At 60.3% G+C, this 17,086-nt stretch carries 10 protein-coding genes; 8 read left to right on the top strand and 2 right to left on the bottom strand.

What is annotated here, in order from left to right; all coding sequences use genetic code 11:
* Positions 1-39: 39 nt before the first annotated feature.
* Positions 40-2,337 carry a cysteine synthase gene (locus MSL71_RS18460; protein ID WP_180143224.1) on the bottom strand — a complete coding sequence of 766 codons (2,298 nt, stop codon included), beginning with the start codon at positions 2,335-2,337 and terminating at the stop codon, positions 40-42.
* A 146-nt stretch (positions 2,338-2,483) separates the two neighbouring features.
* The gene (tmk, locus tag MSL71_RS18455) at positions 2,484-3,122 is read right to left on the bottom strand and encodes a dTMP kinase (RefSeq protein WP_180143221.1); all 639 of its coding nucleotides are present in this window, start codon (positions 3,120-3,122) and stop codon (positions 2,484-2,486) included.
* 464 nt (positions 3,123-3,586) lie between these two features.
* Here tmk and MSL71_RS18450 point away from each other — a divergent pair, with 464 nt between their 5' ends.
* From MSL71_RS18450 to MSL71_RS18415, 8 genes are all read left to right on the top strand, one after another.
* Positions 3,587-5,854, top strand: coding sequence for an LPS-assembly protein LptD (locus MSL71_RS18450; protein WP_180143219.1), 2,268 nt, complete (start codon positions 3,587-3,589; stop codon positions 5,852-5,854).
* Positions 5,855-5,936: 82 nt separating this feature from the next.
* Positions 5,937-6,455, top strand: a complete 519-nt coding sequence (gene nusG / locus MSL71_RS18445) for a transcription termination/antitermination protein NusG (protein ID WP_246317822.1) — start codon at positions 5,937-5,939, stop codon at positions 6,453-6,455.
* 205 nt (positions 6,456-6,660) lie between these two features.
* Positions 6,661-6,936: an HU family DNA-binding protein gene (locus tag MSL71_RS18440; RefSeq protein ID WP_092211940.1), complete on the top strand. Its 276-nt coding sequence runs from the start codon at positions 6,661-6,663 to the stop codon at positions 6,934-6,936.
* A 206-nt stretch (positions 6,937-7,142) separates the two neighbouring features.
* Positions 7,143-8,159, top strand: a complete 1,017-nt coding sequence (holB, locus tag MSL71_RS18435; RefSeq protein WP_180143217.1) for a DNA polymerase III subunit delta' — start codon at positions 7,143-7,145, stop codon at positions 8,157-8,159.
* 152 nt (positions 8,160-8,311) lie between these two features.
* Positions 8,312-9,121, top strand: coding sequence for a PSP1 domain-containing protein (locus MSL71_RS18430; RefSeq protein WP_180143215.1), 810 nt, complete (start codon positions 8,312-8,314; stop codon positions 9,119-9,121).
* 134 nt (positions 9,122-9,255) lie between these two features.
* A complete protein-coding gene (gene metG / locus MSL71_RS18425; RefSeq protein WP_180143213.1) occupies positions 9,256-11,190 on the top strand; it encodes a methionine--tRNA ligase in 1,935 nt (644 codons plus the stop codon).
* A 168-nt stretch (positions 11,191-11,358) separates the two neighbouring features.
* Complete coding sequence (locus MSL71_RS18420) at positions 11,359-12,750, top strand: penicillin-binding transpeptidase domain-containing protein (protein ID WP_180143212.1); 1,392 nt, start codon at positions 11,359-11,361, stop codon at positions 12,748-12,750.
* A gap of 386 nt (positions 12,751-13,136) precedes the next feature.
* Complete coding sequence (locus MSL71_RS18415) at positions 13,137-16,850, top strand: SIS domain-containing protein (RefSeq protein ID WP_180143210.1); 3,714 nt, start codon at positions 13,137-13,139, stop codon at positions 16,848-16,850.
* Positions 16,851-17,086 lie beyond the last annotated feature (236 nt).

Below are 17,086 nucleotides of genomic sequence, written 5' to 3'. Positions count from 1 at the left end.
TGCGGAATCAAGGCCCATGTTGCCCGTGTACGGCCGGAGTCAGGCCTCTTCGTGGACCCGGGCGTCCCGGACGGTGACCCCCATGGCCTCCAGACGGTCACGCAGGGCATCGGCCCGGTCCCACGCCCCCATCTCCCGGGCCCGGTCCCGCTCAGCCACCAGGGACGCCACCTCATCGCGGCAGGTGCCCTTTTCGTCCGAAAAGTCAAAAACCCCGAGGACCTGATCCACGTCCCGGAAGATCTTGAGGAGTTCCCGGGCGCCGTCCGCATCGATCCAGCCATCGCCCAACAGGGCGTTGATCCGCCGGATGGCCCGGAAAATAACCGCCAGGCAGCGCGACACGTTGAGGTCGTCGTCCATGGCATCGATGAGGCCCCGCCGGATATCGTAGACAACCTGGTCCAGGTCGGTGAAGGGGCGCCCGGACTCCCGCGCCATGAGCGCATGAATGCAGGCATCGATCTTGGCCAGGGCCTTGGCCGCCTCCTCCAGGCGCTCCCGGGAAAAGTTCAGGGGCTTGCGGTAGTGACCGGAAAGGAGCCAGTACCGCAGAACCCTGCCGTCAAAGCCCATGTCCCGGATATCCTCCAGGGTCATGCGTGCGCCGTTACCCGCCATCTTGCGACCGCGGACCAGAACCCGGTCGCAGTGGAGCCAGAACCGGGCCAGGGGCCCGCCGGTGAGGGCCCGGGCAATGGCCTCTTCGTTTTCATGGTGGGGAAACAAGAGCTCCCGGCTGCTGGTGTGAATATCAAAGCCGCCCCCCAGAAACGCCATGGAAATGGCGGCGCACTGCACGTGGAGGGAAGGGCGAACCCGCCCCCACCGGGTGGCGATGCTCACGCCCATCTCACGTTCCCGGCCCCGGGTGCGCTTAAAGAGGGTAAAATCCCGGGGGTTCTCCTTTTCATATTCATCCAGGTCCACGGTGGCCCCCAGGCGAATCTTCTCCAGGTCCACCCCGGACATGCGTCCGTAGGTCTCCACCTGGGAGATGTCAAAATAGACGGACCGCAGCTTCTCGTAGGCCACCCCTTTTTTGAGGAGTTCCTCGGTGACGGCCACCATCTTGTCCACATGTTCGCTCACCTTGGGGCAGGCCTCGGGCGCCTTGATGGTCAGGGCGGCAAGGTCCTTGTGGAACATGTCGATCCAGTGGCGGGTAAATTCAGCCAGGGGCACCCCCTGCTCCGCTGCACCGGCAATGGTCTTATCGTCCAGGTCGGTGATGTTGACCACGTGGCGCACGGCAAACCCCCGGTAACCCAGGTAGCGACTGAGAAGGTCCGAGAAAAGAAAGCGGCGCATGAGGGAAAGATCCATGCGCTGATGGACCGTGGGACCGCAGGAATAAAGGGTCACCACCCCGGGGTCTTTGGGGGCGAACATCTCCCGCCGACCGGTGCGGGTGTTGTACAGCATGGGCCCGGGCTTGTCCTTGACGGAAAAGAGATGCGTGGACAGGTACCGTTCCCCGCCGTCCGGCAGGACCACCACCACGGTACCCGACTCCATGGCCTCGGCCTCCTTGACGGCGGCAACCATGGCTGCCCCGCTGCTCATGCCCACGAACAGCCCCTCTTCTGCGGCAAGGCGCCGGGTCATCTCAAAGGCCTCGTCGTCTTCGACGTTGACTTTCTCGTCCAGGCGACTGCGCTCGTAAATGGGAGGCTCATTGGCCTCCTTCATGTTCTTGAGACCCTGGATGCCGTGGCCGAGGTAGGGTTCGACCCCCACAATACGAATCTCCGGCCTGTACTCTTTCATGCGCCGGGAGAGCCCCATGAGGGTTCCGGTGGTACCCATGGAGGCCACCACGCAGTCCACCCGGCCATCACACTGGGCCCAGATCTCCGGGCCGGTGCCGTGATAATGGGCCATCCAGTTGGCAGGGGAGCTGTACTGATTGCTGCGGTAATAGACCTCGGGGTGCTCGGCCACCAGCCGGGTGACCTCATCGATGGCCCCGTCGGTGCCCAGGTGGCCCGGGGTGAGGACAATCTCTGCCCCCCTTGCCCGAAGGATCTTCTGGCGCTCCTCGCTCACCGCCTCGCTCATGGCCAGTTTCAACCGGTACCCCTTCACCGAGCAGACCATGGCCAAACCAATGCCGGTGTTGCCGCTGGTGGCTTCGATGACCGTCTTGTCCGGGGTCAGGGCCCCGGTTTTCTCCCCGTACTCAATCATGGACAGGGCGGCGCGGTCCTTGATGGAGCCACCGGGGTTGACATACTCGAGCTTGGCAAGGATACGCACGCGGGGGTTGGGATTCAAGCGCGTCACCTCCACAAGGGGGGTGTTGCCGATGGCATCCAGAATCGTATGGGTCGTCATGGTCTCAGCTCTTTTCATCCCTCAGCCCGGATACTTCATGAGAAAACGGGCTATCTGCTATTATTCAATACTATTAGAAGTGGTTGCCGTGAAAAAATCAGGCATTTCAAAAACACAAAATGTAATTCACAATTTTCTGCTCGAGGTTAGGTCCGTGCCAGCCGTTCATCAATGGCCCGTGTCACGGCCTCGGTTACCTCATCGGGAGAGAGGGTGGCGTCAATAATCACAAAACGGTCGGGCTCACGGCGGGCAAGGGTCAGGTATCCGGCCCGGACCTTCTCGTGAAAGGCAAGGGCCTCCTGCTCAAACCGGGATTCGGAAACGGTGCGGTCCCCCGACTCAATGGCGGAGATGGCACGCCCCAGCCCCACCTCGGGGGGCAGGTCTAAAAGCAGGGTCAGGTCGGGCCGCAGCCCTTTAAGCACCATGCCGTGGATCTTTTCAATCACCTCAAGGTCCAGACCCCGGGCATATCCCTGGTAGGCGGTGGTGGCATCGAAAAAGCGGTCGCTCACCACCACGTCACCGGCCGCAAGACGGGGAAGAACCCGCTCTCCAAGGTGCTGAGCACGATCGGCCGCATAGAGAAAAAGCTCGGCAAGGGAGGTGAGTTCACTGTTCTCCGGATCCAGAAGGATCGCCCGAATTTTCTTACCGATGGGCGTATCCCCGGGTTCACGGGTGGTGACACACCGCCGTCCCTGCTTCTCCAGGTGGGCCGTTATCCGTTTTATCTGAGTACTCTTCCCAGAGCCCTCAATCCCTTCAAGGGTAATCAGCATAGTCGTTCCTCAACTCATTTCCGGTGGCTTCGCTTCCACGCAATGCGGCATGTGCCGTACAGTCCCCGCCCCATGTTCAACTTGACTTTTCAGGGTATTCGGGGTTTATAACTCGGGTGGTCTCGGAAAAGCCCTGTCGGCAGTTCTAAAGGACAGGGGCCGGACCGACCCACAGGGCAACGGTATACGCACCCGATAAATTCAGCAATACTCTTCAGCGCCACGGCAGATTACCCCTCACACCATGAGGCGGTGCGGGGCGCGTCAGCCCGTGACTTTTTTCGAGGGCATCATACGTGATGGCCGGGGAAAAATCAAAGCCACACTTGTTCTTCGACGCCTCGGCGTCGGTCGGATCCCACCGGGGCCCGTCCGCCGGGGCACCCTGGGCCGTCACCGGCCGGAGACCTCAACCCAGCCCCTATAGTCATTTGGGGTGACAGACGACACAGGCACGCTTCAACATGGTCTTTCCGCACAGATTCACATGGTTTCTCCTGCTAAGCATCCTCACCCTTACGGTTCAATCCGCCTCTGCCGCCCCTACGCCTGGCAAAGCCCCGGTAAACATCACCGCAGACAGCCTGGCCCATGACGCGGCCAAAGGGGTCTACATTGCCGAAGGCAACGTGTTGGTCACCGACGGTTCGGTCACCCTCCACGCCGACCACGTGACCTACCACATCCAGGAAGGCACCGCCGAGGCCGAGGGCAATGTGCGCCTGAGTTCCGACGAAGAGCAGGTCACCGCGGACACTGTCACCTACGCCATGGAGAGCCAGGAAGGCACCATCACCAACGGCACGGTGTTCATCAAGAGCCGCAACCTGTGGATCCGCGGCGCCACCCTTGAAAAGCGGGGTGAAAACCGATACACCGCCGAAAAGGTCTCCATCACCACCTGCGACGGAGAAGACCCGGACTGGTCCATCACCGGTCGCAAGCTGGACATCACCATCGAAGGCTACGGCACGGCCCACCACGTGATGCTCAAGACAGCCGGCCTCCCCGTAATCTACACCCCGTACCTCCTGTTCCCCGTTAAAATCAAACGGCAGACAGGCCTGCTGGCACCCCTTGTGGGCTACTCCTCACGCAAAGGCCTGGACATCATCCAGCCCCTGTTCGTCACCATGGGCGACAGCATGGACGCCACGGTCTACACCAACTACATGACCGAACGCGGCCTCCGCGAAGGCGTTGAGTTCCGGTACATGGCAAGCGCCCTGTCCAGGGGCATTTTCTCCGTTGAAGGCCTCGACGACCAGAAAATCGACGACGGCACCAGCGCCAACTCCGATTACGGGTACGACGGCTCCCCGGACCGCACCAACACGGACCGCTACTGGTTCCGCGGCAAGGCCGACCAGGAACTCGGCGGGGGCTTCAAGGCAAAACTCGACATCGACTGGGTCAGCGATCAGGATTACCTGCGGGAGTTCAAGGACGGGCCCGGGGGCTTCGACGCCACCCAGGACGAGATGGAAGAGTTCATGGGACGTACCCTTGATGACTACACCGACACGGTGAGGACCAACAAGCTCTCGGTCACCAAAACCACCAACGCCTTCACTGCAAGCCTTTCGGGCATCTGGAACGACGACGTCGTGGCCCGATCCCAGGATACCGAGGACTCCACTCTCCAGCAGCTGCCAACCCTCACCATGACCCAGTCACGGACCGCCCTGGGCACAACGCCTTTCCAGGTATCCGTCACGGGCGGGGCCACCAGCTTCTACCGGGAAGACCTCACCGACGCCCTTTACGACGGCGAGCGCACCTACGTCCTGCCCAAGATCTACATGCCCTTTAAGGTGGGTGCCTTTTCCGTGGATCCCAGCGCAGGGGTGAAAGGCCTCTGGTGGGACATCGACACACAGGATTCAGCCGACGCCCTTTCCGGGACCCATTCCGCCGCCGTCCCCGAGTTCTCCACGGACATCTCAACGGAGTTTTACCGTATTTTCAACACGGATGCCGACTGGGCGGACAAGGCTCGCCACCGCATCAAGCCGACCCTGACCTACGACTGGCAGGATCGCCTGGAGGAGTCCGAGTACCCGCGATTTGACTCCATCGACGAAATAGACGGCAAAAACCAGATCACCCTGAAGCTGGACTCCATCCTGACCTCCAAGAAAAACGGCGAGGGCCTTCCCGTCTACCGGGACCTCCTCACCGGAACCATCTCCCAGACCTACGACATTCAGGAAGAGCAGGAGTCCGACCCCACCAAATGGCGCAACGGCCTCACCCAGGAACCCTTCAGACCCTTTTACGCCGAACTGATCTTCAACCCGGCCATGAATCTCTCCTTCAAGTTCGACGGCACCTGGAGCTGGTACGAATCCGAAATGCTCACCCAGAACACCTCCCTGATCATGGGAACCGAAGAGACCAGGCTTTTCAGCATCAGCCACCGTAAAAAGCGGGACCCCCTGGAGAGCATCCACGAAAGCCTGAACATCACCCCGTCCACCAGCTATGAGTCCACCAACAGCCTTGTGGCCCGATTCAAAACGGACCTCTTTGACCGCATCACCCTGGACTGCGACTACGAGCGGGACATCGAGGAAAACGAAGACATCAAGAAATCCGTAGGCGTCACCTACACCTCCTCATGCTGGTCCCTGTTTACCCGGTATGAAGACTCCACCGACGACACGAAAATCGTCTTCGGCGTGGAGCTGACCGGCCTCGGCGGCTTTGACAGCAGCTACGACGCCAACTGATCAAGACAACAGAACTGCGCGCCGTACCCGCCTTATTCGGGGAGCGGCGCGCCACCCATGACACCTTTTTGAGGATCTTCACATGACGATTATCACCCCGACGGATGAGATGTGGTACGCCCTTCACACGCGGAGTCGATTTGAAAATGTGGTATTCGAGAACCTGACCAAAAAGTCCTTTGAGACCTTTCTCCCTAAAATGAAAAAGCCGAGCCGGCGAAAGGACCGCCGTGTGGTCCTCGATGTCCCGATCTTTCCCGGCTATGTCTTTGTCAAGGCGGGGCTCACCCCTGAGAACCACCTTTCCATCCTGAAGACCATCGGCGTGGTCCGCGTCCTGGGAAGCACCCGGGGACCGGTGGCCATCCCTGAGGAGTCCCTCTCCTCCCTTCAGATCATGGTCTCCGCAGGGGAAGAAATCTTCACCGCCGCCACCTTCCTAGAAGGAGAGGCGGTCATTGTGACCCGGGGCCCCTTTGAAGGGATCACCGGCATCTTTGCCAAGAACCTCGGCCAGGGCCGGGTCATCGTCAACATCGATATTCTGGGGCAGTCTGCAGCGGTCCATGTCTCCGACACGGACATCGAACGCGTCCCGTAAAACCATGGTTTAAAACGCCCCGCCCCTTACGTCCCCGAGGGTCGGGGCCGTCGAAAAATCAGGGGATTTCACTTTTTTCCGCAATCCGCTCAAAACTTCTCCATAACCCCTTGACTTGCTATGGATTTACGTTTATTTAAGAGCGATGCAACGCCCGCGAGGCGTCCAGATTGAAAGATAAGTCTTAGTATTCTAAGGAGGATGTATGAATAAACTGGAGCTGATCTCCACACTGAAAAACGAAGCCAATATCTCCAAAGCGGAAGCTGCGGAGGTTGTACAGATCTTTTTTGATTCAATGACCGACGCCCTGACCCGCGGAGACCGCGTAGAGATTCGCGGCCTCTGCTCTTTTTACGTCAAAGAGTACAAGAGCTACACCGGTCGCAACCCGAAGACCGGCGACAAAGTGCTCATCAGCCCCAAAAAGCTGCCCTTCTTCAAGTGCGGCAAGGAGCTCAAGGAGCGCGTGGACTACTAGCGCCCCTTTTTCCGGGTATGGCACCGCCCGCCGACAACGGCTCGGCGGTGTCCCCGACTCCCGTCGGGACAGCCAAGGCACTGCCGGGACGGCCGGCAAAGGCAATCGCCTCACAGCCGTCCCGAGTCACGTGCCGTTTTTTTTGAGAAAAAAGGCGGTTTTCACCCGGAGACCCTGCGTCATCATACTCACAGGTGGCACCATCTATGTTAGAACACTTCCCAGAACAGGAGCAGCCACTTTCCGCCCTCCTGTCCATGACACGTCACGACACCCTTCCCCACGCCCTGCTCTTCTCCGGCCCCGCCGGAACCGGCAAGGCCGAAGCAGCCCTTACCCTGGCCCAGATCCTCAACTGCCAAAGCCCCGACGCACCGTCGGAGCCCCAGTGTCACCCCTTCTTCTCCCTTCGCTGCGGAACCTGCCGAAGCTGCCGTAAAATCGAGGCCGGAAGCCATCCGGACATCCGGGTTATCGAGCCGGACGGCACCCATATCAAGATTGCGCAGATCCGTGATCTATGCAATACTCTGCTTGCAAAACCGCTGGAGGCAACCCATCGGGTCATCGTGATCCGGGAGGCGGGCCACATGAACCGCGAGGCAGCCAACGCCCTTTTAAAGGTGCTGGAAGAGCCTCCGGCCGGGACCTTTTTCATCCTGACCACCTGCCAGCCTTCGGAGCTTTTGCCCACGGTCCTGTCCCGGTGCCAGCTCGTCGCGTTTCGGCCCCTTGAACAGGAGACCGTGATACGATGCCTGACGGCGGAAACGGATCTGCCCCGGCAGCAGGCTGAAGCAGTGGCCGCCTTAAGTGACGGCAGCTATGCCCGGGCCCTTGAAATGGTCTCGGGAAAAGGCGGCGTGGAGGCCTGGCTTGCACAGCGCAACTGGCTCTTTACGGCCCTGCCCCTGCCGGGACGGGGAGACCTCTCCCATGCACTGGCCTTTGCAGAGGTGCTGGGAAGAGACAAAGAGAAGGCCATCCGGTCCCTCTCACTGGTCGGGCATTACCTCCACGACCTCATGGTCTGTAAACTAGACCCCGGGCGTGTGGTAAACCGCGACCTCATGCCGCAGCTGGAAGCCGATGCGGCCCGATTCGAGATGCCGCGGCTCACCGCCATGGCCGACACGGTTCGGGATACCCTTCAGCGCATCGACGGCAATACCGTGTTGCGGCACACCCTGGAGGTGATGGCGTTGAAGCTGATGCAGAGCTGATCGCTTTCGGCTTCCCCCAATTGTCGTGCCCCTTTGCCTCGGCAGGCTGCACCGCAGCCATACTTACGCCGTGCACGAAGGGGCATACGTGCTTTTCCGCATGCCCATGCGGCAAGCAGCCTTTTTTCACCCAAGCAGTGTGGCACAGACCTATGGAAAAAGTAGTCGGCATTCGGTTCAAACCGGCCGGAAAAATATACGATTTCAACAGCGGTCCCTATGTCCTCAACGTGGGCGACAAGGTGATCGTCACCACCGAGCAGGGGCTCGGCTTAGGGGTGGTGGCCACCCCGCCGGAACCCCTGGAAAAAAAAGAGACCGGCAGCCCTTTGAAAAAGGTGTTTCGCCTGGCCACGGAAGAAGACGTCAGGCAGCGGGAGAAGAACATCCTTCTCGAAACCGAGGCCCACGACTTCTGCCAGCAGCAGGTGGAAAAACTCGGCCTGGAGATGAACCTCTTTGCCGTGGAGAGCACCTTCGACGCCAGCAAGCTCACCTTTTTCTTCACGGCCGACGGCCGTGTGGACTTCCGGGAGCTGGTCAAGATCCTTGTCCGTCAGTTCCGCCTGCGCATTGAAATGCGCCAGGTGGGCATCCGCAACCAGGCCAAAATGTGCGGCGGGCTCGGGCGATGCGGCCGGGAGATCTGCTGTTCGTCCTTTATTGAAAAGTTCGAGCCCGTCTCCATCAAAATGGCGAAGGAGCAGGGACTCTCCCTCAACCCCACCAAGATTTCCGGCCTCTGCGGACGGCTCATGTGCTGCCTGACCTTTGAAGACGCCACCTACAAGAAGCTCAAGGAGCGTTACCCCAAGGTGGGCAAATTCGTCACCACGGACAAGGGCCGCGGCAAGGTGATCCGTCACAACGTCATCTGCAATCGCCTCACCGTCAGGCTCGATGAGGGGGGCGAGTACGAAGCCGACCTGGACAACGTCAAACCGGACAAACCCAGAGGATAGGAAGCCTTACCCGGCAAGGCGCCCTTCATGCACCCGGCGGTGCCGTCACGGCTGCCGCCCGATGCGTTCAGGCCCCTTTGCGCAGCCGGAGCCTGCGGGCACGACCCAGAACAGAACCAACAGAGATGAGATCCATGAACCAGACCGATCCTTTTTATATTACAACGCCCATCTACTACGTTAACGCCAAGCCCCACCTGGGTCATGCCTACACCACCATCGCAGCCGACGTGGTGAGCCGCTTCCACAAGATGCTCGGCGCCGAAACTTTTTTCCTCACCGGCACCGACGAACACGGGGACAAAATCGCCGAGGCGGCCGAGGCCAACTCGTGCAGCCCCAAGGAGTACGCAGACCAGATCAGCGCCCTCTTCAGGGACCTGTGGCCCAAGCTTTCCGTTGAAAACGACCACTTTATCCGCACCACCGACGAAAGCCACAAAAAGGTGGTGGCCGACATCCTCCAGAAGATCTACGACAACGGGGATATCTACTACTCGGAATACGAGGGCCTCTACTGCGTAGGATGCGAGCGTTTTTACCTGGAACGTGAGCTGGTGGACGGCAAGTGCCCGGACCACAAAAAAGAGCCCAAGCGCATCAAGGAGTCCAACTACTTCTTCCGCATGGGCAAGTACCAGCAGTGGCTCATCGACCACATCGAGGCCAACCCCGACTTTATCCGGCCCAAGCAGTACCGCAACGAGGTGCTCTCCTTTTTAAAGGAGCCCTTAGAGGATCTCTGCATCTCCCGGCCCAAGTCGCGCCTCACCTGGGGCATCACCCTGCCCTTTGACGAAAACTACGTCACCTACGTCTGGTTCGACGCCCTGCTCAACTACGTCTCGGCCCTGGGCTACCCCGAAGACGACAAGTTCGCCACCTTCTGGCCCAAGGTGCAGCACATCGTGGCCAAGGACATCCTCAAGACCCACGCCATTTACTGGCCCACCATGCTGAAGGCTGCGGGCCTCTCCCCCTTCAACACCCTCAACGTCCACGGGTTCTGGAACATGGGCGACGCCAAAATGTCCAAGAGCCTCGGCAACGTGGCCAGCCCCGACTACCTGCTGGAGACCTACGGCGTGGACGCCTACCGGTTCTTCCTCATGCGGGACATGGCCTTCGGTCACGACTCCAACTTCTCGGAAGAGGCCATTGTCAAGCGCATCAACTACGACCTGGCCAACGACCTGGGGAACCTCTTCTCCCGTGTGGTGGCCATGAGCTTCAAGTACTTCGGCGGGGTGGTTCCCGAACCCGATGCCGCCCTCATGGGCGAGCTCTCCCTGGCCGATGACGCGGCCGCGGCCCGTGAGGCCTTCCGCACCGAAATGCCCCTTTTCGCCTTTGACCGGGCCCTGAAAGGGATCTGGACCTTTGTGGGCCGCATGAACAAATACGTGGACGAAACCGCCCCCTGGGACCTGGCCAAGGACGAGGCCCAGGCCCCGCGCCTGAAGACGGTCATGTACAACCTCCTGGAAGGCCTCCGGGTGGTGGCCGGGCTCATCTCCCCGGTCATGCCGGGCACGGCAAAGGCCATGCTGGAACACCTGGGCACAGGGGACACCCCCATGCTCCTCTCCTCCTTTGAGAGCTGGGGCGCCCTCGCCCCTGGCGGTGCCATCACCAAGGCCAAGGCGCTCTTTCCCCGCATCGACCTGAAGGCCTTTGAAAAGGCCCAGGCTAAGGACAAGCCCGCCCCGGCCAAAAAGGCCCTGGCAACGCCCCTGAAGCCGGAGATCAGCTTTGACGACTTCCAGAACCTGGACCTGCGCGTGGGAACGGTCCTTGATGCCGAGCCCATTCCCAAGGCCAACAAGCTCCTCAAGGTCACCGTGGACCTGGGGGAAGGCACGCCCCGTACCGTGGTGGCGGGCATCGCCAAAAGCTACACCCCGGAAGAGCTCAAGGGAACCCAGGTGGTGGTTGTGGCCAACCTGGCCCCTGCCACCCTCATGGGCGTGGAGTCCCAGGGCATGCTCCTGGCCGCCACCAAGCGCAAGAACCTCTCCCTTGCCACCTTTGACGTGGAGGGTTTGAAGCCGGGAACACCCGTTAAGTAATCGTTTCGCCGCCTTTACGAAAAAAGGTATGGAGACATGGATACGGCGTCAGCCCGAAGGCCCTTCGGGCTGACGCATCCCGGCTTGCGAAGCCGGCTCAACACCTGCTGCCCTTGTATGCTTGGTTTTGGGGCGCCTGACAACATCACGACACCTCCGACGAGACCTATGCGACAGCAAAAACAGGACTGGCGAGCTTACCAGCAGAGCCTGAAGCAACGCCAAAAGATCAAAGAACGATCCCGAACCTTGAAAAAAGGAGCCTTGCGCGGCCTTGCAGGCGGCGCCCTGGTGGCCCTTGTCGTGGCCCTGGCGATCGTCGTGGCGCCCCGGGTCAAAGAGACCTTCACGGCAGCGCCCCCAGCCCCGGAAGAGACCCCCAATCGCCTCAGCCAGGACAGCCTGAAAGGCCTTCTCGCCCCCAAACCCCTGGCCCACCTGGATCACAAGGTGCTCCAGGTCACCCAGGGGGAGCAGGAGCTCACGGTCACCACCACCCTGGATCTGGAACTCCAGGCCCTTCTTATCAGTGAATTCAAACGCAACATTGCCCGAAAACGCGGCACGCCGCGATACGTGGCGGCGGTGGCCATGGACCCGGCCACCGGACGCATTCTCTCCATGGCGGGCTTCAGCAAGGACAAGGGCATCACAAACCCCAGCCTTGAAGCCGCTTACCCCGCAGCCAGTATCTTCAAGATTATCACAGCCTCAGCCGCCGCAGAAAAGCTGGGCCTCACCCCACGAAGCACCCTCTCCTTCAACGGGGGAAAGTACACCCTCTACAAGCGACAGCTCAACGAGAAGAAAAACAAGTACACCAACACCATCTCGTTTCGGGACTCCTTTGCCCAGTCCGTGAACCCGGTCTTCGGCAAGCTGGGCGCCCTCAAGCTCAAGAAAGAGAACCTGTCGGGCTACGCCGACCGATTCCTCTTCAACCAGGAGATCGCCTTTGACCTGCCCGTGGAAAAAAGCATCCTTGCCATCGGGGAGGAGCCCTACCAGTGGGCGGAGGTTGCCTGCGGGTTCAACCGGGTGACCCGGATCTCTCCCCTCCACGGCGCCCTTATCGGCGCCACGGCCGTCACCGGCGGGAAGATCCCCGCTCCGTACCTCGTGGACTCGGTGACAACAGCCGAAGGCGAAGAGTTTTCCGTGCCCCGCCCGCCGACCCTGGGTCGCGCCGTGCCCCAGCAGGTCTCCACCACCCTCAACGAGCTCATGCAGCGCACCATCCGATCGGGCACGGCCCGCAAAAGCTTTGCCGGATACCGCAGGGACCCGGTGTTGAAAAACCTCACCCTTGGCGGGAAAACAGGCTCCATCTCCAACAAGGCCCGCGACGTGCGCGTGGACTGGTTCGTGGGGTTTGCCAAAGAGAAGAAAACCGGCCGATCCATGGCCATCGCCGTGGTGGTGGGCCACCAGGCATACATCGGGACCCGGGCCAGCGCCTATGCGCGAAAGGCCATCACCTGCTACTTCAGCCATCCCCCCGAACCCGACAGGTCCCGCATCGCCGAAGCCCGGCAGACGCCATCCCCCGGCGACAGCTGAGCCGCCCTGGGGCCAGCAGAAACGGGGCCGGTTTTTTTGGGGACCTTGGCCCGCAAGCTGTGGTATAACTCAAAAGATAGCGCGTTCCTTAAAACCATAAGAACAGCAACCGCCACGGACCCCATCCAGACCCCGTGATGCACTCGTTTTTTTTGATAAAAAGCTCCGCAAAACACATTCCTGATGCAGGTTAGAACATGCCGAAATTATTTTGGCGGAGCCTTCAAAGGTGTGCGTAAGACCTGTTTGCCAAACGCTATTTAAACGGTTGGCCTCCCACAGGGCCGCCGGAGGGTGGCAATACGGGGAATCGTTACGTTTTTTTTACAAACCACGCGCCCGTCCTGTGCGGCGCCCGGATATAAAACCATTGGAGAATCTCAACCATGAAAAGGACGTTTTCTACACCCTGGACCACCCTGCGTTCGCTGCTCAACGCCCCCATCTGTTTCGGCAGGCGCCCCCAGGAGCTCACCGGACATGCCTGGGTTCTCTTCCCCAATGCCCCCAACACCCTTCACTGCGGCCTTGCAGGCCTTGTCTCCTTTGAAAGGGGTCCTGCCGAAGGCCCCGTTCCCACCCTTGGGGGAGCCATCGATATCCTGTCCGCCAAGGGGCTCGACGCCCTCATCAACGCGGGCGACGAACTCACCACCGACTACCTGGGCGGCCGGGATCAGGTCACCGCCCTGTACAACGAGGCCTGCCGGTTCAAGGAGGACCACCTGTTCTCCCTGCTCCTGCAGAATCAGGACCAGCTTGAGACCCTCTCCCGAGCCGCGACGTCAATCCGCGAACTCCTCACCCGCGAAGAAGCGGCTTTTACCGAACAGGCGGGCTTTCTCTCCCCGGCCGACACCGATGCCGTGGCCGACGCCCTGGAAGGGCTCCGGGATATCTCCTGGTCCCTTACTCAGGAGACCCTCACCAACGTCCGAAGCGTCAGGGACCTGGCCGGGGCCGAGCTGATCCAGTCCGGCAACGGATGGATCGTGCCCTTTAAAAAGATCAACACCACCTTAAACGCCATCAACCGCCTTGAGGTCCGGGGTCGGGACTCTGCGGGCATCTCCGTGATGTTCACCTTCCCGGCGAAGACATGGGGCAAACTCAGGGAGTTCCTCCAGGCCGAAGGGCTGGAAGAGACCTTAAACGAGCGGTCCCAGGGAGACACCCTCCTCAACAACACCATTGCCGTGGAAGAGAGGGGAAAAAGCACCTCTGTTGCCTTTGTCTACAAACGGGCCGCAGAGATCGGCAGCCTGGGCGACAACGTCGACTTTCTCCGAAGGCAGATTCGAAACGACCTGCTGCTCAAAGTGGCGGCAACCTTCAAACGCAGCGATTTTACGGTCTCCTCACACACACGCTGGGCCTCGGTGGGTGCCATCACCGACGCCAACTGTCACCCGGTGGACAACCAGAACACCGACGGGCGCATCCCCCGCTCGGGCATCATCCACGTGAGCCTCAACGGCGATATCGACAACCACGCCACCCTCAAGGGGGAGTACGAAGACCGGTTCGACACCCTCCAAAAAGAGATTACCACAGACACCAAGGTCATCCCCATGCAGATCGAGACCTACCTCAAGGCTGGTCACGACATTGAGGAGGCTTTTCGCCTGGCCGTCAACGATTTCCATGGGTCCCACGCCATCACCATGCAGACGGACCTGGCCCCGGGCAAGCTCTTTCTCGCCCAGAAGGGAAGCGGCCAGGCCCTTTTTGTGGGCATTGCCGAAGATCACTACATCGCCGTCTCCGAGGTGTACGGCTTTGTGGAGGAAACCCCCCGCTACATCAAACTCAACGGCGAAAAGACCATCACCGGTAAAGACGGCAAGCCCGTCTCCGGCCAGATCGTGGTCCTGGACGGCACCAGGGCTCGCCTGGAAGGCGCCCAGGCCGGCATCCGCTCCTACCACTACGACGGCACCGAGGTGCCCGTCACTGTGGAATCCGTCATGGAGACGGAGATCACCAGCCGCGACATCGACCGCCAGCACTTTCCCCACTACTTCCTCAAGGAGATCTCCGAGTCCCCGGCATCCGTTGAAAAGACCCTTCAGAACCGCTGGAAAATCGACGGGAAAAAAGAGCTCTGCAAGACCATGCTCGACGACAGCGCCATCCCCGAGGCCACCATCGCCCGCATCAAGGCCGGGACCATCAAGCGCGTTTTTCTCGTGGGCCAGGGCACGGCAGGCATTGCGGCCCAGGCCATTGCCCACCTCTTCACCCATTACCTGGGAGACCCCGCCATCCAGGTCTGCCCCCTGAAAGCCTCGGAGCTCTCCGGGTTCATGATGGGCGACGGCGACGGGGACACCATGGCCGATGCCCTGGTCATCGCCATCAGCCAGTCCGGCACCACCACGGACACCAACCTGGCCGTGGACATGGTCAAGGCCAAGGGAGCCGCCACCCTGGCCATCGTCAACCGGCGCGATTCAGACCTCACCTTCAAAGTGGACGGCGTCGTCTACACCAGCAGCGGCCGCGACATCGAAATGAGCGTGGCCTCCACCAAGGCCTTTTACAGCCAGATCGTGGCAGGTGCCCTCATCGGACTTCACCTGGCCGGCCAGACAAAAAAACGCGATGCCCGCTTCATCTCCGAAGAGATCCGCGAGCTGCTGGCCCTGCCCACAAAAATGCGAAAAGTCCTGGACATGGTGGAGGAGATCAAGGCGTCGGCCTTCACCCATGCCGTGAGCCGCACTTACTGGGCATCGGTGGGTAGCGGTGCCAACAAGGCCTCTGCCGACGAGATCCGCATCAAGCTCAGCGAGCTCTGCTACAAAACCATCTCCAGCGACTTCGTGGAGGACAAAAAGCACATCGACCTCTCCTCCGAGCCCCTGATCATTGTCTGTGCCGCCGGCACCCGGGAGAGCGTCCTGGGAGATATCATCAAGGACACGGCCATCTTCCACGCCCACAAAGCCGTTCCCATCGTCATCGCAAGCGAGGGGGAGGAGCGTTTCAACGACTATGCGGCCAGCATTTTCCATGTGCCCCAGGTCTCCGAGCACCTGGCCCCCATCATCAACACCCTGGCCGGCCACATCTGGGGCTACTACGCGGCCCTTGCCATCAACGAAGGCTCCCGCGTGATCTTTGAGCACCGCAAGGAGCTCCAGAAGGTCATCACCTCCTTTGAGGCCAAAGGGATGAACCTGTACGAGATCATTCTGGAGAAGGCCTTCCGGGAAAAAATCACCAAGGTCTACCAGGAGTTCCGCATCAGCCGGCGCAAGGGCAAGTTGCCTCCCATCCTGGGGTTCAACACCGCATCGGACATCACCCTGCTGCTTAAATACCTTGCGGGCAAACTCCCCTCGGCGGATTTTGAGCTGGACTTCGACTGCAAGGGCACCCCGTCCAACATGCTGGACAAGCTCTTCGGCTGTTTTTCCAACGCCATCAACGCCATGGCAAGACCCGTGGACGCCATCAAGCACCAGGCCAAGACCGTCACCGTGGGCACCAGCCGCATCACCGAGACCTTCGAGGGGATCCTGTTCGATGCCCTGACTCAGCGAGGCATCACCCTGCCCCAGATCACCAGCTCCAACGTTCTGGTGCTGAAAAACCTGCAAGGGGTGATCTCCGGCATCAAGGGCTCCCTGCTCTACCGCATCGACGGCCTCAACCTCCTGGGGGAGGCCACCCCCGAGACCACCATCTCCCTGGTGGACAAGGACGGGATCTTTACCCACACCACCTCCCGGGTGGAGAGCGATCCGCGTCTCAAGGGGACCAAGAGCATCATCGTACGGGAAGGCAATGTCTTTATCGGCAAGGGGAACAAGGACGACAAGAACACCCTGATCATCCCTGTTCTCTCCCCAAACGCCAACGTTATCGAATTCATCCTCTCCATCAACGTCACCTTCAAAGAGGGGCGCATTCCCCTGCACAGCAAATCCAGGGCCCTGGGCGGCAAGCACGAACGTATCCGCAACATCGTCCAGGAGATGGGCCACAGCTGGGACGACGCTTACCTGGAGCTGGTCCCCATTGATGAACTCTTTGGCCTCTCCGCCGAGAAAATCGGCGAAAAAATGGTCAAGACCCTGGAGAACGCCGCTTAGCCCGACATACCCAACAGCCGGGGGAGAACGTTTACCACAACGTCTCCCCCGGTCTTTTTTCCCCGTATCGCCGCCCCCCATTCCCTCTCCGCTCACCCGTTGACGAACCGATGAGCCGAGCATGCCTTTTTTTGTTTTTTTTGCTCCAGTTTTTTAGACAATTGTCGATTCCTCTAATGAGAGGAATAATGCTTTCGTCAAAAAGTCGGCATTGCCCCCCCTCGTTGACAAAATTG

It is taken from the genome of Desulfoluna butyratoxydans (genome assembly GCF_900699765.1).
Classification (GTDB): Bacteria; Desulfobacterota; Desulfobacteria; order Desulfobacterales; family Desulfolunaceae; genus Desulfoluna; species Desulfoluna butyratoxydans.
This window is presented reverse-complemented; position numbering and strand designations above follow the sequence as displayed.

What these genes read in the sequence shown, in the direction of transcription:
- nusG (WP_246317822.1), top strand. Translation starts at nt 5,937, where the DNA reads ATGACGATTATCACCCCGACGGATGAGATGTGGTACGCCCTTCACACG.
- metG (WP_180143213.1), top strand. Translation starts at nt 9,256, where the DNA reads ATGAACCAGACCGATCCTTTTTATATTACAACGCCCATCTACTACGTT.
- MSL71_RS18440 (WP_092211940.1), top strand. Translation starts at nt 6,661, where the DNA reads ATGAATAAACTGGAGCTGATCTCCACACTGAAAAACGAAGCCAATATC.
- MSL71_RS18420 (WP_180143212.1), top strand. Translation starts at nt 11,359, where the DNA reads ATGCGACAGCAAAAACAGGACTGGCGAGCTTACCAGCAGAGCCTGAAG.
- MSL71_RS18460 (WP_180143224.1), bottom strand. Translation starts at nt 2,337, where the DNA reads ATGACGACCCATACGATTCTGGATGCCATCGGCAACACCCCCCTTGTG.
- tmk (WP_180143221.1), bottom strand. Translation starts at nt 3,122, where the DNA reads ATGCTGATTACCCTTGAAGGGATTGAGGGCTCTGGGAAGAGTACTCAG.
- holB (WP_180143217.1), top strand. Translation starts at nt 7,143, where the DNA reads ATGTTAGAACACTTCCCAGAACAGGAGCAGCCACTTTCCGCCCTCCTG.
- MSL71_RS18430 (WP_180143215.1), top strand. Translation starts at nt 8,312, where the DNA reads ATGGAAAAAGTAGTCGGCATTCGGTTCAAACCGGCCGGAAAAATATAC.
- MSL71_RS18450 (WP_180143219.1), top strand. Translation starts at nt 3,587, where the DNA reads ATGGTCTTTCCGCACAGATTCACATGGTTTCTCCTGCTAAGCATCCTC.
- MSL71_RS18415 (WP_180143210.1), top strand. Translation starts at nt 13,137, where the DNA reads ATGAAAAGGACGTTTTCTACACCCTGGACCACCCTGCGTTCGCTGCTC.